The 22,252-nt window shown below is 68.9% G+C and carries 21 protein-coding genes, 1 tRNA gene and 1 rRNA gene; 17 read left to right on the top strand and 6 right to left on the bottom strand.

What is annotated here, in order from left to right; genetic code table 11:
- The first annotated feature begins 1 nt into the window (after position 1).
- Positions 2 to 739, top strand: coding sequence for a tyrosine-protein phosphatase (locus G328_RS0107195; protein ID WP_187325744.1), 738 nt, complete (start codon positions 2 to 4; stop codon positions 737 to 739).
- 124 nt (positions 740 to 863) lie between these two features.
- On the opposite strand, the gene G328_RS0107190 is transcribed toward G328_RS0107195, so the two are convergent.
- Entirely contained in the window at positions 864 to 1,346 is a 483-nt protein-coding gene (locus G328_RS0107190; protein WP_026339718.1) for an Rv3235 family protein, read from the bottom strand.
- 132 nt (positions 1,347 to 1,478) lie between these two features.
- On the opposite strand from G328_RS0107190, the gene G328_RS0107185 reads away from it, so the two are divergent.
- Positions 1,479 to 2,087 carry a hypothetical protein gene (locus tag G328_RS0107185; RefSeq protein ID WP_019618666.1) on the top strand — a complete coding sequence of 203 codons (609 nt, stop codon included), beginning with the start codon at positions 1,479 to 1,481 and terminating at the stop codon, positions 2,085 to 2,087.
- Between the two features lie 10 nt (positions 2,088 to 2,097).
- On the opposite strand, the gene G328_RS0107180 is transcribed toward G328_RS0107185, so the two are convergent.
- Positions 2,098 to 2,382: a helix-turn-helix domain-containing protein gene (locus G328_RS0107180; RefSeq protein WP_019618665.1), complete on the bottom strand. Its 285-nt coding sequence runs from the start codon at positions 2,380 to 2,382 to the stop codon at positions 2,098 to 2,100.
- A gap of 147 nt (positions 2,383 to 2,529) precedes the next feature.
- On the opposite strand from G328_RS0107180, the gene G328_RS0107175 reads away from it, so the two are divergent.
- The 3 genes from G328_RS0107175 to G328_RS0107165 are packed head-to-tail and all read left to right on the top strand — an operon-like array spanning position 2,530 to position 6,146.
- On the top strand, positions 2,530 to 3,138 hold the full coding sequence (locus G328_RS0107175; RefSeq protein WP_026339717.1) for a CpaB family protein: 609 nt from the start codon (positions 2,530 to 2,532) through the stop codon (positions 3,136 to 3,138).
- A gap of 2 nt (positions 3,139 to 3,140) precedes the next feature.
- Positions 3,141 to 4,625: a CpaE/TadZ family protein gene (locus G328_RS15855; protein WP_019618663.1), complete on the top strand. Its 1,485-nt coding sequence runs from the start codon at positions 3,141 to 3,143 to the stop codon at positions 4,623 to 4,625.
- Positions 4,626 to 4,634: 9 nt separating this feature from the next.
- Positions 4,635 to 6,146 carry a sensor histidine kinase gene (locus tag G328_RS0107165; RefSeq protein ID WP_019618662.1) on the top strand — a complete coding sequence of 504 codons (1,512 nt, stop codon included), beginning with the start codon at positions 4,635 to 4,637 and terminating at the stop codon, positions 6,144 to 6,146.
- Between the two features lie 73 nt (positions 6,147 to 6,219).
- Here the strand turns inward: G328_RS0107165 and G328_RS0107160 are convergent, their stop codons facing one another.
- Complete coding sequence (locus G328_RS0107160) at positions 6,220 to 6,468, bottom strand: WhiB family transcriptional regulator (protein WP_019618661.1); 249 nt, start codon at positions 6,466 to 6,468, stop codon at positions 6,220 to 6,222.
- Between the two features lie 166 nt (positions 6,469 to 6,634).
- Between G328_RS0107160 and G328_RS0107155 the strand changes: the two genes are divergently transcribed.
- The gene (locus G328_RS0107155; protein ID WP_019618660.1) at positions 6,635 to 7,054 is read left to right on the top strand and encodes a hypothetical protein; all 420 of its coding nucleotides are present in this window, start codon (positions 6,635 to 6,637) and stop codon (positions 7,052 to 7,054) included.
- 70 nt (positions 7,055 to 7,124) lie between these two features.
- Here the strand turns inward: G328_RS0107155 and bcp are convergent, their stop codons facing one another.
- Complete coding sequence (gene bcp, locus G328_RS0107150) at positions 7,125 to 7,601, bottom strand: thioredoxin-dependent thiol peroxidase (RefSeq protein WP_019618659.1); 477 nt, start codon at positions 7,599 to 7,601, stop codon at positions 7,125 to 7,127.
- Positions 7,602 to 7,892: 291 nt separating this feature from the next.
- On the opposite strand from bcp, the gene G328_RS0107145 reads away from it, so the two are divergent.
- The 7 genes from G328_RS0107145 (at position 7,893) to G328_RS14650 (ending at position 13,961) form a co-directional block, all read left to right on the top strand.
- Positions 7,893 to 8,816 carry an ABC transporter substrate-binding protein gene (locus G328_RS0107145; RefSeq protein ID WP_019618658.1) on the top strand — a complete coding sequence of 308 codons (924 nt, stop codon included), beginning with the start codon at positions 7,893 to 7,895 and terminating at the stop codon, positions 8,814 to 8,816.
- A complete protein-coding gene (locus G328_RS0107140; RefSeq protein ID WP_019618657.1) occupies positions 8,806 to 9,774 on the top strand; it encodes an amino acid ABC transporter permease in 969 nt (322 codons plus the stop codon). Before G328_RS0107145 ends, G328_RS0107140 begins: the two co-directional genes overlap by 11 nt.
- Positions 9,771 to 10,559: an amino acid ABC transporter ATP-binding protein gene (locus G328_RS0107135; RefSeq protein ID WP_019618656.1), complete on the top strand. Its 789-nt coding sequence runs from the start codon at positions 9,771 to 9,773 to the stop codon at positions 10,557 to 10,559. Before G328_RS0107140 ends, G328_RS0107135 begins: the two co-directional genes overlap by 4 nt.
- Before the next feature lie 84 nt (positions 10,560 to 10,643).
- Positions 10,644 to 10,716 (top strand) — tRNA-Lys (locus G328_RS0107130).
- A gap of 295 nt (positions 10,717 to 11,011) precedes the next feature.
- A complete protein-coding gene (locus G328_RS0107125; RefSeq protein ID WP_154651545.1) occupies positions 11,012 to 12,334 on the top strand; it encodes an FAD-binding protein in 1,323 nt (440 codons plus the stop codon).
- Between the two features lie 92 nt (positions 12,335 to 12,426).
- Complete coding sequence (locus G328_RS0107120) at positions 12,427 to 13,284, top strand: DsbA family protein (RefSeq protein WP_019618654.1); 858 nt, start codon at positions 12,427 to 12,429, stop codon at positions 13,282 to 13,284.
- A gap of 2 nt (positions 13,285 to 13,286) precedes the next feature.
- Positions 13,287 to 13,961: a vitamin K epoxide reductase family protein gene (locus G328_RS14650; protein WP_019618653.1), complete on the top strand. Its 675-nt coding sequence runs from the start codon at positions 13,287 to 13,289 to the stop codon at positions 13,959 to 13,961.
- A gap of 94 nt (positions 13,962 to 14,055) precedes the next feature.
- On the opposite strand, the gene G328_RS15850 is transcribed toward G328_RS14650, so the two are convergent.
- The gene (locus G328_RS15850; protein WP_051082877.1) at positions 14,056 to 15,084 is read right to left on the bottom strand and encodes a hypothetical protein; all 1,029 of its coding nucleotides are present in this window, start codon (positions 15,082 to 15,084) and stop codon (positions 14,056 to 14,058) included.
- 101 nt (positions 15,085 to 15,185) lie between these two features.
- Positions 15,186 to 15,380 (bottom strand): hypothetical protein, encoded by a 195-nt coding sequence (locus G328_RS0107100; protein ID WP_019618652.1) that lies wholly within the window; start codon positions 15,378 to 15,380, stop codon positions 15,186 to 15,188.
- Positions 15,381 to 15,591: 211 nt separating this feature from the next.
- On the opposite strand from G328_RS0107100, the gene G328_RS16740 reads away from it, so the two are divergent.
- From G328_RS16740 to G328_RS0107080, 4 genes are all read left to right on the top strand, one after another.
- Positions 15,592 to 16,221, top strand: coding sequence for a TetR/AcrR family transcriptional regulator (locus G328_RS16740; RefSeq protein WP_019618651.1), 630 nt, complete (start codon positions 15,592 to 15,594; stop codon positions 16,219 to 16,221).
- 15 nt (positions 16,222 to 16,236) lie between these two features.
- Positions 16,237 to 19,203 (top strand): MMPL family transporter, encoded by a 2,967-nt coding sequence (locus tag G328_RS14635; protein ID WP_019618650.1) that lies wholly within the window; start codon positions 16,237 to 16,239, stop codon positions 19,201 to 19,203.
- Positions 19,203 to 21,539 (top strand): YhgE/Pip domain-containing protein, encoded by a 2,337-nt coding sequence (locus G328_RS0107085; protein ID WP_019618649.1) that lies wholly within the window; start codon positions 19,203 to 19,205, stop codon positions 21,537 to 21,539. The genes G328_RS14635 and G328_RS0107085 overlap by 1 nt, the downstream gene beginning before the upstream one ends.
- A gap of 465 nt (positions 21,540 to 22,004) precedes the next feature.
- Positions 22,005 to 22,252 (top strand): 16S ribosomal RNA (locus G328_RS0107080); the annotation flags it as partial.

Genomic DNA, 22,252 nt, shown 5'->3' with positions numbered 1-22,252 from the left:
CGTGACGCGCGAACGAGGCTGGCCGGGAGCCTTTAACGCCCGCGACCTCGGTGGTATCCCCGTCGCCGGGGGAGCGGTGCGCGACGGCGTGCTGTTCCGCTCGGGGCAGCCGCAGGCGTGGGCCGAGGCGGCCTGGGCGCAGGCCGCAGCCGAGGGCGTGCGGCGCGTGCTCGACCTGCGCGACGCGACCGAGCCGCAGGGCCCGGCCGTCGGCACCGAGGCGATCGACTATCGCTTCGCGCCCGTCGAAGACCCGACCCTGCCCGAGTTTCGGGCGCGCTTTCAGCCGTACCTCAACCACACCGACGGCTACGCCGACTTCGTGGCGATGTTTGCGCCGCGCGTGGCCGACGCGGTCGGGGAACTCTTCGACGCGGGCCCCGGCACGCTCGTGTGCTGCTCGGCCGGCCGGGACCGCACGGGGCTCGTGACCGGCATCGCGCTGCTCGCCCTCGGCGCCGACGGTGCGACGCTCGCCGACGAAGACGAGCGGGCCGTGCGCGCCGTGAACGCGCACCACCTCACGCGCGAGAAGCCGCACCCGTACGAGCGCTGGCTGCCCGAGGAGGAACTCGCGCCGGTGATCGAGTCGCGGGGCGCGGCACTGCGCGAGTTCGCGGCGTCGTTTGACTCGCAGGGGTTTCTCGCCGAGCACGGCGTGGATGCGCCGCGGGTCACTGCCGCGCGCGAGTGGCTCGTCGAGCCCGCGCCCGCGTATCCGCGCCCCGCTCAGCCCTAGCGAGGCCGACGAGCCCGACGAGCCCTGTTGACATGCCATCAGGTGTGTTCCGAGCGATCAGGTGTGGTCGGCGAGATCGGGTCTGGCGAGCAGGTCGGCCAGGTGGCACAGGTACGGGCCGAGGCTAGAGCACGTGGATGCGCTCGGCACGCCAGCGGTCGCGGTAGCCTTCGAGGCGAATCGCGACGGCGCGCACACGCGTGCCGAAATCGATGAGCACGGTCGACTCGACGACGCCGGGGCGCGGCGACTGCCAGATGCAGCGGATGGGGTCGATCTGCGGGCGCATAACGGGCGTGCCGTTGCGGGCCCGGCCGCGCGCCGCGTGCTGCACGCGTGCGAGCAGCTTGCTGTAGACCTCGGGTGCGAGCCACCGCACCATCTGCTCGACCTCGCGCACTCCGGCGAGCGCCTCGAACACGCTGCGGCCGAGGTTGAGCAGCAGGGGCTCGGGGTTGGGTAACTCGAGTGCGGCCGCCTCAGCGCGGCTCGTGAGCGCCCCCTCGCCGAAGCGCGGCTTACGGGGCTGGTCGTGGGTGAGCGTGGTGGTGAGTCGCTGCGGCTGCGTCAATGCGGGCTCCCGTCGTGCGGCGAGGTACGTCGTCATTGAACCCCGGCATTGGTGCTGAGGGAAAGTGAATTTTTGAAACTGTGGATAACAATCACCAGGGGGAGACGCGCAGTGGCCGCCTGTGGATAACTCATACCCCGGTCGTGCAGGTTGGGTAAGACTGGGCCGGTGCGCTGGAACGATCTCTTCGACGACCTCGCGGGGCAGTTCGACGCCGAATACGAGGCCGAGCGACGTCGCGAGGCCGTTGACGACGAGCGGCTCCGCGTCGCGCGGCTCACGCTGCGGCAGCGGCTCGCGACGCTCCAGCCCGCGCTGCGGCCGGGGGAGTGCCTCTCACTCGAGCTGCGCGGCGGCGAACGACTCGAGATCGAACCCACCGAGTTCGGGGCCGACTGGTTCGCGGCCCGGCTTGCGGCGCCGACGCGACGGTACCGGAGCGTGCTCGTGCCGCTCGCGGGCATCTCGTCGCTCGTGCTCACGCGCGACCAGCTCGAGCGCTCACTCGCGGCGCGCCCCGAACAGCCCGACTCGCTCGCGGCGCGGCTCGGGCTCGTGATTCCGCTGCGCGACCTCACGCGCCGGCGCGTGCACGTTGAGGTCACGACGACGCTCGGCGTGCTCCACGGCACGATCGACCTCGTCGGCCGAGATCACCTCGATCTCGCCGTGCACGACGGTGATACCCCGCGCCGCAATCGCGACGTCGCGGCATACCGCATGGTGCCGCTCGACGAGGTGCGGCTCGTGCGCATCGACGGCGACGTGACCGAGTAGCGTCGCGGGGCTACGTGCGGTCGCGCCAGCTGCCGCTGCCGGTGATCTCGGGTAGGTCGGTGAACTCGGCCTGCTCGAGCATGGTTTCGCGGCGGCGGGCCTCGTACTTGTCGGCGATGAAGTGCTCGAGTTCGCGCTGTTCGACGCGGAAAGCGCCGTCGACGCCGATGCGAATCGCGGCAAGTTCGTTTGTGGTCACGAGGTCGCGGACGACGTCGAGATCAACCTGGAGGATGTCGGCGACGTCGGCAAGCGTGAGGAATCGGGGGAATTCGGCCCCGGTTGTCGAAGTCATGTCCCCAATTATCTCAGCCACACGGTGGGCAGAGGCTGGCTGTGGATAACTTCTTCAGCACATCCTCAGATGCCGCACGATGGTGCCTGTGCCCCGCGAAATCACTCGCGGCGGCGCAGACAACCGACGCAACGAAGGAGTGGGGTTGTGGCAGTGGGGGCGCGCAGGCGGATTGATCCGCGACTCGTAATCGGCATCGTGTTGGTGCTCGGATCAATCGCCGGGGTCGTCGGCATCGTGCAGGCCGCGGCGCAGACGACAACCGTGTACGCGGTGAAGTCAGCGGTCGCGGCTGGCGACGCGCTTTCGGCCGATGCGCTCACGCCCGTCGAGGTGTCGGCCGCGACGCCGACCGACCTCTATCTCACCGAGGTGGGCGACGGCGACTTCATCGCGACGCGGCCGATCGGCGCCGGCGAGCTCGTGCCACTCACGGCGCTCGGCGACGCCGACACCTCGATGGCGGCGGTCGTCGTGACGATTCCGGGCGAGCTGCCCGCCGGCGTCACCACAGGGTCGACCGTCGAGCTCTGGTCGGCATCTCCGGGCGAGCGCATGGGCACGTACTCGGCACCGACCGTCATCGTCGCCGAGGCCCAGGTCGTGCGCGTCATCGAGTCCGACGACTTTGTCGCGACCTCGCAGGTCGACGTTGAGCTGCGCATCCCCGACTCCGAGATCTCGACGGTCATGAGCGCCACCTCGAACGGCGCGCGGCTGCAGCTCGTGCCGCTCCACGACCGGGTGCGGGGGTAGTCATGGCGCGCATCCTGCTGGCCGTCGACTACGAGGTCGAGGTCGCCCTGCTCGAGGGCATCATTCGCGCGGGCCACGAGATCGTCGACCGCGTGACCGGTGCCGCCGCGCTCGCGGCGGCCGTCGAGCGGGCGCGGCCTGACCTCGTCGTCGCACAGGCCGGGCCAGAGACGCTCAACCGCGCGAGCCTCGCCCGCTGCGACGCGGCGGGTGCCCGGGCGATCGCCGTGGTCGGGAACGACGTCGAGCGCCGTCAGGCGGCCGAGCTCGGCATCGTCGACCGCATCGCTGCAGACGAGGGGTGGGATGCGGTCGAGCGGCTGCTCGCGGGCACGCAGCCTCCGCGCGCCGCGCGGCCACCCGCACCCGGCCCCGCCGAAGTCGCCGCTGCCGAGGCGGCCGGTGACCTCGCTCCGGGTGCCGACGCGTCAGGCGAGCCCGGCCGCACCGCGAGCCGCAAGGAGCGTCGGCGCGAGGAGTCGCGGGCGCGCCGTCAGTCGGCGCCTCGCGAATCGGCCCCTCGACGGAAACGCGCCCCCAAGCCACATGACCCCGCGGGCGGTGCATCCACGGGGTATCCCGCGGCTGACCTCACTGCGCAGCCGCCGGCGCACGAGGCACCCCTCGGCCGGGTGGTCGCGGTGTGGGGGCCGCACGGCGCGCCCGGCGCGACGACCGTCGCGATCGCGCTCGCGGCGTCGCTCGCGAACCAGGGGCGACGCGTGCTGCTCATCGACGCCGATACGTACGGCGGCGCGGTCGCCCCGGCGCTCGGGATCTCCGACGAGGCGCCCGGGCTCGCCGCGGCCTGCCGGCTCGCCGGCGCGGGCTCGCTCACGAGCGACGAGCTCGACCGCGTGAGCTCCGAGTGCGCGACCGCGAAGGGCAAGCTGCGCGTGCTCGTCGGCATCAGTAACCCCGCCCGGTGGCCCGAACTCGGCGCCGAGCGCGTCCGCGGCGTCATCGCCCGCGCCCGCGACCAGTACGACGTCGTCGTGATCGACGTCGGGTTCAACCTCGAACGCGATGAGGAACTCGTGAGCGACGTCGCGGCGCCGCGGCGCAACGCGGCGACCCACGCGGCCGTCGACGCCGCCGACCTCGTCGTCGCGCTCGGCGAAGCAACCCCGGTCGGGGTGCAGCGGTACCTGCGCGCGCGGCTCGGGCTCGTCGATCTGCTCGGCCCGGATGCCCGCATCGAGACGGTCATGAACCGACTGCGACGCTCGGTCACGGGCGCCGACTCGGCCGGGCAGGTGCGGCAGGTGCTGCTGCGCTTCGGCGGGATCGAGCAGTCGACGCTGTTGCCCGACGACCCGCGCGCGGTCGACCGCGCGGCGGCCGAGGCGATCGCCGTCGTCGACGCCGCGCCGCGCTCACAGCTCGCGAAACAGCTCGACGCGATCGCGGTGCGAGTGCTCGCGCAGCTCGACGCACTCCCACGCCGTGTGGCAGATATGCACCGAGCGCGCACCGTCGTCCAATAATGTTGAGGCGTGTCGAGCCTCACGAATCTCATCCAGCGCCACAGCGACCTTGACTCGGTCGATCGCGACTGGCTCATGCTGCTGCTCGCCGATTGGCAGCTGCTCGCCGACCTCGCCCTCGCCGATCTCGTGCTCTGGGTGCGCGACGGCGACGGCCGCTACGTCGCCGTGAGCCAAGCCCGGCCGGCCTCCGCCCCGACGCTCTTCTACCGTGACCTCATCGGCCAGCCGGTGCGTGAGCAGTGGGAAATGGAGGTCGAGGCCGTCTACGAGCGCGGCGTGACGATCCGCTCATCGGCCCCCGACTGGTTCGACGAGATTCCCGCGCAGCTCACGACGAGCCCCGTGTTCTCGACCCGCAACGTCGACGGCCGCGCGCAGCGCTCGGCCAAGCCGATCGCGATCATCACACGGCACACGAACCTCGCGGGCACGCGGCAGCCGACGCGGCAAGAGGTGACGTTCCGGGAGTGCTCAGAAGACCTCTTCGACATGATCGCCGCGGGGGAGTTCCCCGACCTCGACGCGCCAGAATTCTCGCGCCGGGGCGCGCCCCGAGCCTCCGACGGCCTCGTGCGGCTCAACACCGAGGGCGTCGTCACCTTCGCGAGCGCGAACGCCCTTTCGGCGCTGAACAAGCTCGGCTTCGGCGGCGAGCTCGAGGGCGAGGTGTTCTCGGAGGTCGCGTCGACCCTCGTTGATGACAAGCGCAACGTCACCGTCGACGAGGCGCTCCCGCTCGTCGTCACCGGCCGCGCGCCGTGGATGAGCGACGTGGATGCGCGCGGCGTCACGGTCACGCTCCGCGCCATACCGCTGCGCCGCGCGGGCGAGCGCCTCGGCGCGATCGTGCTCTGCCGCGACACGACCGACGTGCGCAACCAGATGCAGGAGCTCATCACCAAGGATGCGACGATCCGCGAGATTCACCACCGGGTGAAGAACAACCTGCAGACCGTCGCGGCGCTGCTGCGCATCCAGGCCCGGCGCGCGCACAACGATGAGGCGCGCGAGTCGCTGCTGCAGGCGATGCGGCGCGTGTCGTCGATCGCGGTCGTGCACGACACCCTCTCGGGCGGGTTCTCGCAGTCGGTCGACTTCGACGAGGTGTTCGCGCGGGTGATGCGGCTCGCGACCGAGGTCGCCGGCGGCGCGAGCGCCGAGGTGCGCCCGTCGCTCGAGGGGTCGTTCGGCGCCGTGCCGAGCGAGTTCGCGACCCCGCTCGCGCTCGCGCTCACCGAACTCGTCACGAACGCGGTCGAGCACGGGTTCCCCGACGGCGCCGAGGGCGGCGTCGTGTCGGTGACGGTCGAGCGCGACGACGACAACCTCGAGATCCTCGTGCGCGACAACGGCCAGGGCATGGTCGGGGGCCACGAGGGCTCCGGCCTCGGCACGCAGATCGTGCGCACGCTCGTCGAGGGTGAGCTCGGCGGCACGATCGAGTGGAAGTCGAACCCCGGCAGCGGCACGCTCGTCGAGATCAGCATTCCGAAGCGCTGGGGCGTCGTCACGAGCTAGCGCGCCGTCGTCGCAACGAATGATGCCCCGGGAGCCGAAGCTCCCGAGGCATCATTGCGGGGTGGTTGGTTGCCTAGCTTGCGCGGCGGGCGCGGGCTGCGCGGCGCTTCAGCGCACGACGCTCGTCCTCAGACAGCCCGCCCCAGACACCAGAATCCTGGTTCGTGTCAAGGGCGTACTGCAGGCACTGCTCGGTTACGGGGCAGCGGCCGCAGATGGCCTTTGCGGCGTCGATCTGCTCGATTGCCGGGCCCGTGTTGCCAACCGGGAAGAACAGTTCTGGGTCTGCATGCAAGCATGCGGCGCGATCACGCCAATCCATTTACAGGGGCTCCTTGTCTACGCGTTTTGGCACGCGGAGGCCGTACTCTCAGAACAGAGTCATGATGACCTTGGCACTGTGGCGCGCGGTGACGCGTACCGATAGCCGAGGTCCCGATCTGTAGTATCTTGCCACGCACTGGCAGGCTGATCAAGGGATTATTCGAGTGAACGCAGAGAGCGAACGCGCCGTCGAGACCACCTCAGAGCCTCCGAAATGGCCGCTCCTCGCGCTCGGAACGCTCGTCGCCGCAGAGGCACTCATGATGGCCGCGGTCACCCTGTTCCTCGTGGTTGAGGTGCTCACGCAGCCGTCGCTGTCGCTCGCCTCGTCGATCGCGCTCACCGTGCTCGCGCTCATCGCGGCCGCCGCGCTCGCGGCCCTCGCGACCGGAATCTTCCGTGAGCAGCCATGGGTGCGCGGCCTCACCGCGGTGTGGCAGCTCCTGCAGGTCGCGGCGGCCGTCACGATCATCCAGGGCGACATGGCGGATGCGCTCGGCTGGGCGCTCGCGTTCGCCTCACTCATCGGCCTGCTGCTCGTGTTCAGCCCCGCGGTCAGCGCCCGGCTGCGCCGCGCCGACTAACGGAAGCGGGGCCGACCCGCGCGTTCGCGCCGGCCAGCCCCGCGTATCCGCCCCGCCGTGCGGGAAGCGTCTAGCTGTCGGCGAGCTTCTTCAGCACGCGGTCGACGTGGCCCGTGGCCTTGACGTTGTAGAGCGCGTCGATGACCTTGCCCGACTCGTCGACGAGGAACGTCGAGCGAATCGCGCCCTGCACGACCTTGCCGTAGTTGTTTTTCTCGCCGTACGCGGCGAGCTGGCGCTGCACCTCGTGGCCCGGGTCGCTCAGCAGCGTGTAGGGCAGCTCGTACTTCGTCTTGAAATCTGCCAATTTGTCTACCGAATCGGCCGAAATCGAGAGCACGCGGTAGCCCGCCGAGGTGAGCCGTGCCTCGCTGTCACGGAAGTCACACGCCTCGGTCGTGCAGCCCGGCGTGAACGCCTGCGGGAACGTGAAGATCACGAGCTTCTCGCCGCGAAAATCGGCGGGAGAGACGGAGTTGCCTGCCTGATCGAGCAGCGAGAAGTCGGGAAACTGGTCGCCTGCTTCGAGCCGGATGGGGTCGGTCACGTTGTCCTCCTGTGGGTCGGTGTGCGCGGGGCCGGACGCCTGTCGGGCGAAGCGGGCCGCATCCGGCAATTTGAGCACACTTTGGTCACGGGGACGTCAGTGTGTACGACGCGTCGCCGGGTCGCGCTATGCTCGCCGCACAGTTGAAAATCGAGTACCCCACGCCTGACTCAGCTGCGACGCGACCAGCGTTGCTTGCGATCCGCAGCCGCAAAGATGCATACGAGCCGAGGCGTACGGGCACTCTGCCGAACCCGAAATGTCGGGCCGGCAAATCGAAAGGCAGTTGAAATGCTCAAGTCGTCGGTTTCTCGAAACGGTCGCCGCTTTGTCGGCGCGATTGGCGCCTTCGCGGCGGCAGCGCTCGTGCTCACGGGGTGTGTGCAGAACACCGAGGGCGGTGGGGGAGGCGCGCCCGGTTCGAGCGGCGGCGCCGAACTCGACGTGTCGGTGTCGGAGGCGGCCTCGGCGCTCGTGCCCGAGGAGATCTCGAGCTCGGGCACCCTGCGCGTCGGCACCGACGCGACCTACGCGCCGAACCAGTACGCGGGCCCCGACGGCGAACCGATCGGGTGGGAGGTCGACCTCGTCGAGGCGATCGGCGACAAGCTCGGCCTCGAGGTCGAGTGGTCGAAGGAAGGCTTCGACCAGATCATCCCGAAGGTCACGGGCGGCACCCTCGACATGGGCTCGTCGAGCTTCTCTGACACGGTCGAGCGCCAGGAATCGGTCGACTTCGTCGACTTCTACGAGGCCGGCCTGCAGTACGTGCGCGGCGTCGACGTCGAGCCGCTCGGCGACTCGTTGTGCGGCCTGAAGATCGGCGCGCAGGCGACGACGACCTCCGACGACTACCTCATGGCCGCGAGCGAAGAGTGCGAGGCGAACGGCGAAGCGCCGATCGAGCTCATCAAGAAGGATGGCCAGGACGAGGCGACGAACGACGTCGTGCTTGGCAACACCGACTACATGCTCGCCGACTCGCCGATCGCGCAGAACAGCGTGCTCCAGGCCGAAGACAAGATCGTGCTCGAGGGCGACATCTTCGAAGCCGCGCCGTACGGCTTCGTCTTCGCGAAGGACACGGAACTCACCGACGCCGTGCAGGTCGCGGTGCAGGAGCTCATCGACGAGGGCACCTACGCGCAGATCCTCGAGGAGTGGGGCGTTGAGGCCGGCGCCGTCGACGAAGCTGTGATCAACGGTGTCAGCTAACGGCACCGACCCGATCGTCGCGGTCAAGCTGCGCCACCCGTGGCGCACCATCATCGCGATTGTGTTGGTGCTCGCGCTCGCCGTGTTCGTGTACGATGCGGCGACGCGCGAGACCTTCCGCTGGCACCTCGTCGGGGCCTACCTCTTCGACACCCGCATCTTCCAGGCGGCCGGGGTCACGCTGGCCCTGACCATCCTGTCGATGCTGCTCGCGGTCGTGATGGGCCTGCTGTTCGCGGTGATGCGGCTCAGCGACAACCCCGTGCTGCGCACGCTGTCGTGGCTGTACCTCTGGCTCTTTCGCGGTACCCCGGTCTACGTGCAGCTCGTGTTCTGGGGGCTGCTCGCGACCATCTACCGCCAGGTCGAGGTGGGCGTGCCGTTCACCGACACGACGTTCTTCACGATCGCGCCGTTCGAGTCAATCGATCTGTTCTGGCTCGCTGTGCTCGGCCTCGCGTTCAACGAGGCGGCGTACATGGCTGAGATCGTGCGAAGCGGCATCCTCTCGGTCGACCGCGGCCAAGAGGAGGCGTCGAAGGCGCTCGGCATGAGCTGGCGCGACACGATGCTGCGCATCATCATTCCGCAGTCGATGCGCGTCATCATTCCGCCGACCGGCAACGAGCTCATCTCGATGCTGAAGACGACATCGCTCGTCACGGCGCTCGGGTTCACGCTCGACCTCTACGCGCGCTCGCGGGAGATCTCGGCGGCGCTCTACGAGCCCGTGCCGCTGCTCATCGTCGCGAGCATCTGGTACCTCGTGGTGACGAGCGTGCTCATGGTCGGCCAGCACTACCTCGAGGCGTACTACGGTCGCGGCGTCGCGCCGCAGAAGGAGACCGCGGTGACCGACACGGGCGTGTTCAACACCGTCACCGGGGCCGTGCCGACCGCCGAGGGCGCGTCGACCGACCCGGCGACCTCGACTCGAACGACGGGAGACGGCGCATGACCGCGACGCAGTCCACGACCGCCGCCGTGCCGATGGTGCGCGCGGAACACGTCGTGAAGAGCTTCGGCTCGAACACGGTGCTGAAGGACATCTCGCTCGAGGTCGAGCGTGGCCAGGTGCTCTGCCTGATCGGCCCATCCGGCTCGGGCAAGTCGACCCTGCTGCGCTGCATCAACCACCTCGAGTCGATCGATGGCGGCCGCCTCTGGGTCGAAGACGAACTCATCGGGTATCGCCAGCGCGGCGACAAGCTCTACGAGATGTCGCCCCGCGAGGTCGCGGCGCAGCGTGCCGACATCGGCATGGTGTTCCAGCGCTTCAACCTGTTCCCGCACATGACCGCCCTCGAGAACATCATCGAGGCGCCCATGCGCGTGAAGCACGAGAAGAAGTCAGTGGCGGTGAAGCGCGCCATGGAGCTGCTCGACCAGGTCGGCCTCGCCCATAAGGCGAAGTCGTTCCCCGGGCACCTCTCGGGTGGGCAGCAGCAGCGCGTCGCGATCGCTCGGGCGCTCGCGATGCAGCCGAAGCTCATGCTCTTCGACGAGCCGACGTCGGCGCTCGACCCCGAGCTCGTCGGCGACGTGCTCGAGGTCATGAAGCAGCTCGCCGAGAGCGGCATGACGATGGTCGTCGTCACGCACGAGATGGCGTTCGCACGCGACGTCGGCGACTATCTCGTGTTCATGGATGGCGGTGTCGTCGTCGAGGAGGGCAACCCTCGCGACGTCATCACGAACCCGCAGCACCAGCGCACGAAGACCTTCCTCTCGAGGGTTTCGTAGGCGACTTGCACGGGTAGATCGAGCGGTGGTAGTGTCTACCAGTCGGAACGACGCGGGCTCGCAAGAGACTCCGTCGCTCGATTCGCGCCTCTAGCTCAATAGGCAGAGCAGCTGACTCTTAATCAGCGGGTTCCGGGTTCAAGTCCCGGGGGGCGCACTTCTTCTTCCTTCTCCTGACGGCCTGGTTGTGGCTGTCAGTCGCCGCGTCTGCGCGCGCGGCGGATGCGCGCGAGCTACCAACCAGCGCGAGTGGGTGTACCGCACGGCGACCAGCGGTATGGCGCACCATGCACCCCTGCACCGTGGGATGAACCCATTCGCTGTGACGTCATTCGCCACGACGGTCTCGCGCGGCGCCAGCGCCGGCCGCGCACTCCGCCTGCGAGGCGACACTCCGCGACTGGGGCAGAATAGAGACGCAGACTTTCCAGAGAGCTGAAAGAAGGCAGATCGTGGCTGGTGGAATGGTCCTCGAACAGCGCGCCGCAGCGAGCGCATCGACCGAGGTTGCGACGGCGCAGCCCGCGCTCGAGACGCGCCCCACGACGGTGGCGCAGTTGCGCGAAGCGGTTCGCACGGCGGTTGCGCTCGGGCACCACGTGCGCGCGGTCGAGCTCGACACCGCCGAGGCAGAGCCCGCGGCGCACACGAGCGGCGTCGGCATTCACCTCGGTGGCCTTAGGGGCATCGTCGAGGTCGACGATGAGGCGCGCACGGCGACGTTCCGTTCGGGCACGACGATCGACCAGGCGGCGACCTACCTCGAGGGACATGGATACTCGATGGTCGGCGCGCCGAGCAATCCGCGGCTGACGCTCGCCGCGGCGGTCGCAACCGGCGCCCACAGCGGTGCCCCCACCGACGCGAGCTTCTCGGGCTCGATCGCCGGCATTGCGCTCGTCACCGCGAACGGCGACCTCGTGCGCGTCACCTCCCACAAGTTCCCGCACCTCTGGGGCGCCGCGCGCCTCAACCTCGGCGCGATCGGCATCATCGCCGAGGTGACGGTGCGCGTGCGGCCGTACCAGGCGCTGCGCGTGAAGCGCGTTCGTCGCGATCTCGCGAGCCTGCTGCGCGAGCTGCCCGAGGCGCGCGAGAAGGTCGACTACTACTCGGCAACCTGGCGCCCGGGCCACGATGGCGCGCGCCTCACGCTCGGCTGGCTCGAGGATGCGTCGCCCGCACAGGTCGCGGCCCGCCGCACCTCGCTCACGTCGATCACCGCGGCCGACGAGCGCAAGCCGGGCCTGTTCACGCGCATCCGTGCGGGCATCCGCCGCCTCGTTGCGGGTAGCTCGAGCCGGTTCTCTGAGCGCAGCGAGGGCGGCGTGCTTGCCGAGGGGCGTGACGTCTCGGGCGCGGGCGCCGGTGCCGCCTACCTCGAGTATCAGTTCCCGCTCTATCGCGGCGGCCTCGTGGTCGAGGCGCTGTACGAACTCGCGCACGGCAATTCGGCGTTCGCCCGCGCCTCGGCCCGCCTCGGCATGGTCGCGCGCGACGATGTGTGGCTGTCGCCCGCGTACGGCCAGGACGTCGTCACGATCGCGATCGAGGTGCCCGACGCCGCAAGCGACCGCAACCGCGAGGCGCTCGCGCAGGCCGAGGAGCTCTTCATCTTCCTCGGCGGTCTGCCGAGCTGGGCGGGCTGGAACACGTTTAACGCGGGCGAGGCCGCCGACGTCATGCCTCGCTACTCCGACTTCGCGCACGTTGCGCACGATCTTGATCCGTACGGCCAGTTTGGGAATGCGCAGACGGCCCGCGTCGTTCACTAAGTCTCGGTGCGCCCTGCTCGGGCAACCTCAGATTCAGAGAACCTAGAATCGCGGCGGACCTTCCCGCCCCAACGAAATGGAACACCACCGGCATGGCCAGTAAAGACCGCGACCGAATTCGAAAGCTCCGCGAAGAAGCCAACGCGATTCGCAAGAAGGAAGAGGCGCGCAAGCGTCGCAACCGGATGCTCGCCCAGTTCGGCATCGTCGGCGGCGCGGTCGTCGTCATCGCCGCGATCGTGGTGCTCGTGGTCTTCGGCCCGCGCTGGTTCGGCAACCAGGTGACCCCCGCGGCCGAGGGCGAGGTCGAGCTCACGAACTCCGCTGGCGAGGCGGTCAGCCTGCCGATCCGCGTCGAAGAGGATGGCGGCGTCGTCGTCGGCTCCGACGACGCACCCACGAAGCTTGACTACTACTTCGACTTCTCGTGCCCCCACTGCCAGGAGTACCACGCGGCAATGGAGACGTCGTACGAGCAGGTCATCGCTGACGGCGACGTGCAGGTGACCTACCACATGATCCGCTTCGTGCAGGACTACGGCCTCTACGCCGGTTCGGCCGTCGCGGGCGTTATCGACGTGCAGCCCGAGCTGTTCTACACCGTCATGAACGGCATCTTCGACGTGCCTGCCGAGACGCAAGTCAGCTGGTCGTACAGCGACTACGCCTCGTACGTGCAGACGCTCGGATTTACCGACGAAGAGACGCTCCAGAACATCAGCGACGGCGGCTACGCCACCTGGATCAGCGATAACACGCAGTCTGCTCGCGAAGACGGGATTCCCGGTACCCCCTCGGTTTCGGTGAACGGCACCATTCTCGAGACCGTGCCCGCGTCGCTCGCCGAGCTGCAGGAGGCGATCGGCGCCGAGGTGACCGAAGACCCGGCAGCGACCGAGACGCCGGCAGCCACCGAAACCCCGGCGGCGACCGACACCTCGGGCGAGTAGCCGTGACGACGACGGTGGGCGACTCAGCGCCCGACCTCGAGCCCGGCCTCGAGACTGACTTCGACGATGCCCCAAGCGAGTGGGCACCGGCGGCAACGCGCACGATCTTCACGGGCTGGACGCTCCTGATCGGCGGCGCCGTCGGGCTCCTCGCGAGCTTCATGCTCACGCTCGAGTACCTGCACAGCCTCACCGACCCCGACGCGGCGCTGCTGTGCGACCTCAACGTGTTCGTCACCTGCCAGCCGGCGATGGGGTCGTCGGCGGCCGCGGTGCTCGGCTTCCCGAACATCATCCTCGGCCTCGTGTGCTTCACGGTCGCGGTCGTGTCGGGCGTGCTCGTAGTTGCGCGGGTCAAGCTGCCGAACTGGTACTTCGTCGGCCTCCAGGTCGGCCTCATCGGTGCCGCGGTGCTCGTCACCTACCTGCAGTGGTACTCGGCGTTTGAGCTGCGTGCCCTCTGCATCTGGTGCATGACGATCTGGGCCGCGACGATCCCGTCGGTCGCGCTCACGACGATCGGCAATCTCGCGCAGGGCCGCCTCGGCCGGGGCGGGATGCGCGCGGGCCAGGCGCTCGGCAGCTGGGCGTGGGTCATCGTCGTGATCTGGTACCTCGCAGTGGTCGGCCTTGTGCTCGCGGGCATGTGGGAGACCATTCGCCTCTCGATGATCTAGCGCGGCCCGACAATCCGGGCCCAACGGAGTTCGCCCCCGCCGATTCATAATCGGCGGGGGCGAACTCCGTGAGAGGGGTTAGCTCGGCGAGCGGTTAGCTCGCGCGCTGGAACTCTTCGCCGTCGTCCTTGCGGCGCTCGATCGCGCGGAGCGGCTCGGGGCGCTCGAGTTCGGCCACGTCGGCGATCGCGTTCTGCACGCGGCGTACGAGGTCGGCGGCCATGATCTCGGCGAACACGGCGTCGTCGCCCGGCTTGCGGGCGGTGCGCCATTCGAGCCGGTAGCGGCCGCGCGGGCCGAAGAGGTCGTCGAACAGGCTGAGCAGTTCGCGCTGTGCCTCGGGGCTGAGGGCCGCGACCGGGTCGAGCATGCGCGGCGGCTGCTGCGGCGCGGGCGCGAGGCCGAGGCCCGCGAAGTTCGGATGCGCGCTAAGGGGCATCGCGGGTCGGCCCGACGGGGTGGGGATGAGTCCGGCACGGCTTGCCTGCGCGGGTGCGTCGTCGCACTCGTCGGCCGCGTGCTCGTGCTCGTCGTGCTCGTGCTCGTCGTGCTCGTCGGCCGCGCTCTCGAGTGCGTCAAAGTCGTCGTCGGCGAGCTCAGCCTGCGGCGCGGCGCTCTGCTGCTCGTGGCCAACCGGCTGCTCCGGGGCAACCTGCTGCTCCGCGGCAACCGACGCCTCAGCAACCTGCGGCGCGGCGGGCGCCGCGACGGCCTGCGGCTCGGCCGGGGCCGGAACGGTGGCCGCGGGCTCCGCGACGCGACGCGCTTCGGCGGCCTCGCGACGGGTCGTGGCGCGAGGGCGTTCGGGCACTGCGACGGTCGGCGGCTCTGGCGTCACGTAGTCGGCGGGCTCGGATGCGCGGGGCGCCGCCGGGGCGGGCTCGGCGGCTACCGGCTGCGGAGCCGGTGGTGTCGGCGCGGCAGCCGCCGGGGGAGTAACGGGTGCCGAAGGCTGCGGCGTCGGTGCCGCCGCGGGCCGCTGCGGTGCCTCGTTCACGAGCTCGGTGGGGAGCGTGATCGGGGACTTCGGCGAAGGAACGTCGACGTCAAAGACCCGTGCTTCGGCGGTGGTCTCGTTCTGCGGTTCACCCTGACCGGTGAGCTTGCGCAACCAACCGAACATCAGCACCCCTTTCGTCTCGCAGTGCGCGCAGGCCGCGCGCTCCCCGAGAGTCTACGGACGCACCTGGAAACTCCACGGGTGCGACACCCGTGGTGGAGGAACTAGTCGAGCTCTTCCTGGCGGGCCTCTTCGGCCGCTTCGCGCACGCCCGCGACGGCGAGCGCGATCGTCGCGCCGGCGACGACCCAGGTGGCGATGATGCGCAGGCGCGAGTTTGCGGCCTGCGTGGTCTTGATGGCGGGGAGGATGCCGGCGACTGCCGACAGCACTGCGCCGTTGAGTAGATACTTTCGCACCGGTGGTCACTCCTTGCGATGTGGGCTCGCCTTGCGACGTTACGAGGCTGACGCGAATCCGCGTCTGCGTGCCAAGACTAACGCGACATGTCGTCGTTGCGTGCGCTCCCGTCGGCGCGTAAAGTCTTCCCTGACCGATCGGTCAGGAGTGAGCTTCGCCTCCGCCCGACCGATCGACGTATGACGACCCTCACTCCAAGGACACGCCCAGGTGACCGAAGCGCAGCTTGCCCCGAAGTCTGAACTTGCCGAACGTATCCGTGCCCGCGCGCTCGAGGAATTCGCGGCGCTCGGCTACTCGGTTTCGCTCCAACAAATCGCCGACCGGGCGGGATGCACGAAGGCGAACGTGCTCTACCACTTCGGCAGCAAGGAGCAGCTCGCGCACGAGGTGCTCGAGCCGACGGTCGAGGCGAGTGCCGCGCTCGAGGCGCAGCTCGCCGCCGACCCCGACTTCGACGTCGCGTACGCGGCGGCCGAGCTCATGTTGCGCAATCGCCTCGCGGTGCAGCTGCTCATGTTCCATCACCGCTCCCTGCCAGATAAGGGGGAGTCGCTGCAGCTGCTGCGCATCATTGAGCGCGTCGCCGCTCGGCTCGAGCCGAGCGACCCGACGGCGCCGACCCGCTGCGTGATCGGCCTCATCGGCATCGCCTACCTGCTCTCGATCGGCCCCGACGACCTCGAGGGAAACCACGGGATGCAGCAGCTTGACCTCACCGACCCGCAGACGCTCGCGGCGCTCATCCGGCAGCTCACGCTCGCGCCCGCGGCCGACGCGGCGTGCGGCGTCGCGACGCCCACCGTTCCCGCAACGCAGACTCCCACCACGAAGAACTAGTAAGGACCAAACTCAGTGGCGCTCCTCCTCTATCGCATCGGTCGCTTCTCGTTCCGGCACGCCTGGCAGGTACTCGTCTCCTGGCTCGTCGTGCTCGCGGCGGCGCTCGGCCTCGGGCTCGGGCTCGGCGGCCAGATGAATGAGTCGTTCGCGATTCCCGGCACCGAGTCGCAGGATGCGCTCGACCGGCTCGGCGAGGTGTTCCCCGAGGTTGCGGGGCTCAGCGCGCAGGTGGTGATCGAGACCGACGACGGTTCGACGATCGACGACCACCGCGACGAGATCGCCGACGTCGCCGAGCAGATCAGCGACCTCGAGCACGTCGTGCAGGCACTCGACCCGTACTCCGACTACGCGACCGGCACGCTCAGTGACGACGGTGAGGCCGCGATCATTCAGGTGCAGTTCGACAGTGAGATGATGGACGAGATCGGCACCGACAAGGAGTCGATCGTCGATATCGCCGAGTCGCTCGAGGGCGACGGGATGCGCGTCGAGTTCGGCGGCACGCTGTACCAGGACATCGAGTACGGGCTCACCGTGACCGAAGCGATCGGCGTGCTGTTTGCGGCCATCGTGCTCATCGTGACGTTCGGGTCGGTGCTCGCGGCGGGGCTGCCGCTCGCGTCGGCGATCGTCGCGGTCGGGGTCACGATGGGCGCGCTGCTGTTCGTCACCCGCTTCATCGTCGTGTCGAACGCGAGCCCGCTACTCGCCGTCATGATCGGCATCGCGGTGGGCATCGACTACGCACTGTTCATTCTTTCGCGGCACCGAAACCAGCTCGCGCGCGGGATGGCGGTCGAAGAGTCGGCCGCGACCGCGGTCGGTACGAGCGGCTCGGCCGTGACCTTCGCGGCGGCGACCGTCATGGTCGCGCTCCTCGGCCTGCTGATCGTCGGCATCCCCTTCCTCTCGGTCATGGGTGTCGCGGCGGCCGCCGGCGTGTTCATGGCGCTGCTCGCCGCGCTCACCCTGCTGCCCGCCTTCTTCGGGCTCGCCGGGGAGCGGCTGCGCCCGAAGGAGGGCAGCCGGGTATGGCGGCGCGAGACCGGCGCGAACGAGAAGCCGACGATGGGCCGGCGCTGGGTGCGCCTCGTGCTGCGCGCCCCGATCGTGTTCGTCATCCTCGTGATCGGCGCGCTCGGCATCACGGCGGTTCCGGCGCTGCACATGGAGACGTCGCTGCCGAGCGGCAAGAACGAGGCCGAGGGCAACACGGCCCGCGAGGCGTACGACATGATCACCGACCACTTCGGCGAGGGTTCGAACGGCCCCATGCTCGTCATGCTCGACATCACGCAGGTCGACAACGACTCGCTGCTCGACGACCTCGACGCGATTCGCGACCGCGTGGCCGCGGTGCCCGGCGTTGAGCGCGTCGGCGACGCGCTGCCGAATCCCACGGTCGACTCCGCGATTCTCCAGGTGATTCCGACGACCGGGCCGGCCGACCCCGCGACGACCGACACCGTCGCGAGCATCCGCGCGCTCGCCGCCGGCATCGAGGAGGACTACGGCGCCGTGAGTTCGGTGACGGGCTCGACCGCTGTGCAGATTGACATCACCGACCGGCTCAACGGCGCGCTGCTCCCGTTCGCGGGCGTGGTCGTCGGCCTGAGCTTCCTGCTGCTCGCCCTCGTGTTCCGCTCGATTCTCGTGCCGCTCAAGGCGGCGGTGAGCTTCTTGCTCTCGGCCTTTGCCGCGTTCGGCGTCGTTGTGCTCGTGTTCCAAGACGGCGTGCTCGGTACGTTCATGGGCATCGTTCCGGGGCCGATCATCTCGTTCCTGCCGATCATTCTGCTCGCGATCGTGTTCGGGCTCGCAATGGACTACGAGGTGTTCCTCGTGTCGGGGATGCGCGAGGCGCACGTGCACGGGCACGCACCGAAGCGCGCGATCGAGGAGGGGTTCTCGTCGGCGGCGCGCGTTGTGACGGCGGCGGCCCTCATCATGTTCTTCGTCTTTATCGCGTTCGTGCCCGAGGGAGCGGGCGTCATCAAGGTCATCGCGCTCGGGCTTGCGGCCGGCATCTTCTTTGACGCGTTCCTCGTGCGCATGACGCTCGTGCCCGCGCTCATGGCGCTGTTCGGCAAGCACGCGTGGCAGTTGCCGCGCTGGCTCGACCGCGCGATGCCCGACCTCGACATCGAGGGCGAGCAGCTGCGCGAATACCGCGATCGGGCGAAGTGGGCCGAGGCGCACGACGCGGCGGTCGCGTTCGAAGACCTCGTCGTCGGCACCGAGCGCGCGCACCTCGCGCCCGTCACGGCCGATCTCCCCGCGGGCGGTGTGCTCGTCGTTCGCGGCGAGGTCGCCGAACGGTCGCTGTTCGCGGCGACGATCGCCGGGCGCATCGATCCCTATGCCGGGCGCGTGCAGGTGCTCGGCCGCACGCTCCCTGGCGATGGCGGCGCGCTCATTTCGCGGGTCGCGATCGCGAATCTCGGCGACCCCGATGACCGCGCGCGCGAACTCACGATTGGCCAGCTCATCGGCCGCCACGGCGCGTTCGGTCGGGCGACCCTGCGCACCGAGTTGCCCGCCGAACAGGTCGAGACGGTGATTGACGACCTCGAGGCCGCGCTTCGGGTGGTCGGCTGGCGCGGGCCGCGGCTGACCGCGGCGACTCGGGTGACACAGCTGGATGCGCTCGGGCGCGCGGTGGTGCTCGCGGGCGCGGCGATTGTCGAGCTGCCCGAGCTCCTTGTGCTCGAGGCGGGCGCGCTCGGCCTCGACTCCGACGCGAGCGACCGGCTTGCCCGCGCCTTGCAGGCGGTGCAGCAGCTCGTGCGCCGCGACGTCGCGATCGTGCTCGCCTGCGGCCCGGCCTTCGACCGCAGCCAGCTTGACGAACTCGGGCGACCGGTCCGCGTGATCGACCTGCCACCAGCCAGCACCAAGCTCGCTCACACCCAGAACTCTTCGGCGGAGCTGACGCCCGCCGTGGCCGACACCACCGGCCGAAAGGAAATGCACTAATGCGCGACTCGAAGCAGCCGGCAACCGGCTTCACCGGCACGCGGATCCGGAACATTCTCATTGCGGTGCTCCTGCCGCTCGCGATCGTCGGTGCCTATTTCGGCGCCCTCGGCGGGAGCGCTGACCGCGACGACGCACTGCCGGTCGTCCTCGTGAATAACGACGAGATGGTCGAACAGGCGAACGCCGACGGCACGACGACGCAGGTGGTTGCCGGGCGGCTGCTCGTGACCTGGCTCACCGATCCCGAGAACGCCGGTCGGTACGACTGGGAGCTCGTGAACGCCGAGACGGCGCAGCAGCGCATCGACAGTGGCACCGCGTACGCCGCGGTCGAGATCCCCGAGAACTTCTCGGCGTCGGTCGTGTCGATGGGCGGCGGCGACCCGCAGCAGGCGCGCGTGAACATCACCGTGAGCCAGGCGACCGACTGGATGACCGGCGAGGTGACGCAGCAGATCTTCACCGGCATGACGGCGCAGTTCGGGCAGCAGATCACGAACCAGGTCGCGGTCGGCCTCGCCGACGGGCTCAACGAGTCGGCCGATGGGCTGCAGGATGCGGCCGACGGCGCGCAGGACCTCGCCGATGGCGCGGGCGAGCTCGGCGACGGCTTCTCGACGTACCAGGATGGCGCGCAGGATCTCGCCGACGCGACGGGGGAGGCGGCCGACGGTGCCGGCACCCTGAGCGATGGCGCGGGGCAGCTCTCGAGCGGCGTCGAGCAGTACGTGGGCGGTGTCGACTCGTATGTTGATGGCGTCGATCAGTACGTCGACGGCGCCGACCAGCTCGCGTCGGGCGTGGGCGACTACGCCGGTGGTGTCGACTCGTATGCCGATGGCGTCGAGCAGTACGTGGGCGGCGTGCAGCAGCTCGCCGACGGACTCGGGGAGCTCGATGGCGGCAGCGCCGCGCTGCAGGAGGCCGCGGGCCAGCTCGGCGAGATCGCCGAGGCACTGAACTCAAACAGCACGACGATTGACGACGCGGTCGCGGGGCTCGAGCAGCTGCGCACCGTCGTGTCGTCGCTTGATGGCATCGACCCGTCGCAGCTCCAGACGTACTGCGACCTACTCACCGATGTCGACCCCGCGCAGGCCGAGGCGTGCACGACCGCGCTGAGCGAGCTCGCGGGCCAGATTCCCGACACGGGCATCGACGTGACGGAGATCGAGACGCAGCTCGACGAACTCATCGGCCAGATTGAGGATGTTGAGGGCGCGGGCGATCAGCTTTCGCAGCTCGCGAGCGGGCTCACCGACTACACCAATGGCGTGAGCCAGCTCGCGTCGGGCGCAGGGGAACTCGACGGTGCGGGCGACGAGCTCGTGTCGGGCGGCGGCGAACTCGCCACGGCCGGTGGCGAACTCGCCTCGGGTGCCGAGCAGCTCGAATCGGCGTCGACGCAGATCTCGGATGGCGGCGACCAGCTCGTCAGCGCCGGTGGCGACCTCACAGATGGGGTCGGTGACCTTGCCGACGGCGCGGGCGAGCTCGCGAGCGGTCTCGACCAGTTGCAGGAGGGGCAGCAGCAGCTCGTCGACGGCGGCGATCAGCTCGGCGACGGCATCGACGGCATCGAAGACGGTGCCGACACGATGGCCGAGGCGCTGCAGGAGGGCGCCGACCAGGCGAAGAACGCGATTGGCGACCCCGAGACGTTCGCCGACACGGTCGCCGAACCGGTTGTGGCCGAGGTGAGCGCGGTGCACGATCCCACGTTCGCCGGTGTGCTCGCGGCGCTGCTGCTCCCGCTCGGTATCTGGCTGGCGGGACTCATCGCGGCACTTCGTCGCGGCGTCGTTACCGACGAGCTGCTCGACTCGAGCGCCTCGACGTGGAGCATCCTGCTCGGCGCGACCCGCAAGCTCGGTGCCCCGATCGTCGCGGTGGCCGGCATCACAACCCTCGCGCAGCACGTCTTCTTTGGTGTGCCGTGGGCGGGCATTGGTGTGACCCTGCTGTTCGCGGTGCTCGCGAGCGCCTGCACCATTGCCCTGCACCTCATGTTCTCGGCGTTCGCGAAGCGGCGCACCGCGGCAATCGTGTCGATCGTCGTGCTCGCACTACAGCTCGTGCTCGTGCGAGGGTTCCTCCCGCTTGAGCTTCGCGCGGGGTGGGCACAGACCCTCAGCGGCTTCGCGCCGATGAGCCAGGTGGCCTCGGGCATGCAGGCGGGATACGCGGGGGCGAGCGCCGGCGCGGTCGTCGGCCCGGTGTTGATCCTTGCGCTGATGACGGTCGCTGCGGCGGGAGTCGCGGCAATCGCGATGGCGACACGCCGACACTCCAAGGCAAAATCCCTGATCGCGGCCACGTCGGGGGCGGCGTGATTGGCCGAGTTGACACTCGCTCCAAATGTGTCCTAAGCTAATCGAGTTGCCCCGGACGGGGCGGCAAGCCCCAGACCGGGTGCGAGATTCACTGCGAATCACGCTCGATACTCGAAGAGCTCCGAAGGTCTGAACCAGAAACAGAGTCTGAACAAGACGGAAACGCCAGGTTGACAAGCGAAAGCTTCTGGGTATAAGCTAAACAGGTTGCTTCGAAGAGAAACAGCGAGACAGAATCCGCTGCGGAAGTCGAAAGCGAACGGTCTTTGAGAACTCAACAGTGTGCACTTTAAATTGTCATATGCCATTTTTTTGGTTACCTCGTGACTAGCCCTTTTGGGGGTTGGTTATTTTGGTTCCTTTTATATTTTGGATAATGATCGCCAGATTGATTTTGGTGTTTTGTTGTCTGGGTTGAACTCAGCTTGCCTGCGCTTTTGTGGTGTGGGTGGGTGTTGTAATTTTTTTACGGAGAGTTTGATCCTGGCTCAGGACGAACGCTGGCGGCGTGCTTAACACATGCAAGTCGAACGATGAAGCTCCAGCTTGCTGGGGTGGATTAGTGGCGAACGGGTGAGTAACACGTGAGCAACGTGCCCGAGACTCTGGAATAACCACCGGAAACGGTGGCTAATACTGGATATGTGCCAGGGAGGCATCTCCTCTGGTTGGAAAGATTTATCGGTTTCGGATCGGCTCACGGCCTATCAGCT

It is taken from the genome of [Zimmermannella] faecalis ATCC 13722, assembly GCF_000381765.1.
Taxonomy (GTDB): Bacteria; Actinomycetota; Actinomycetes; order Actinomycetales; family Microbacteriaceae; genus Gulosibacter; species Gulosibacter faecalis.
Note: the sequence above shows the minus strand (reverse complement) of the source record. Positions and strands in the feature narration are given on the sequence as shown.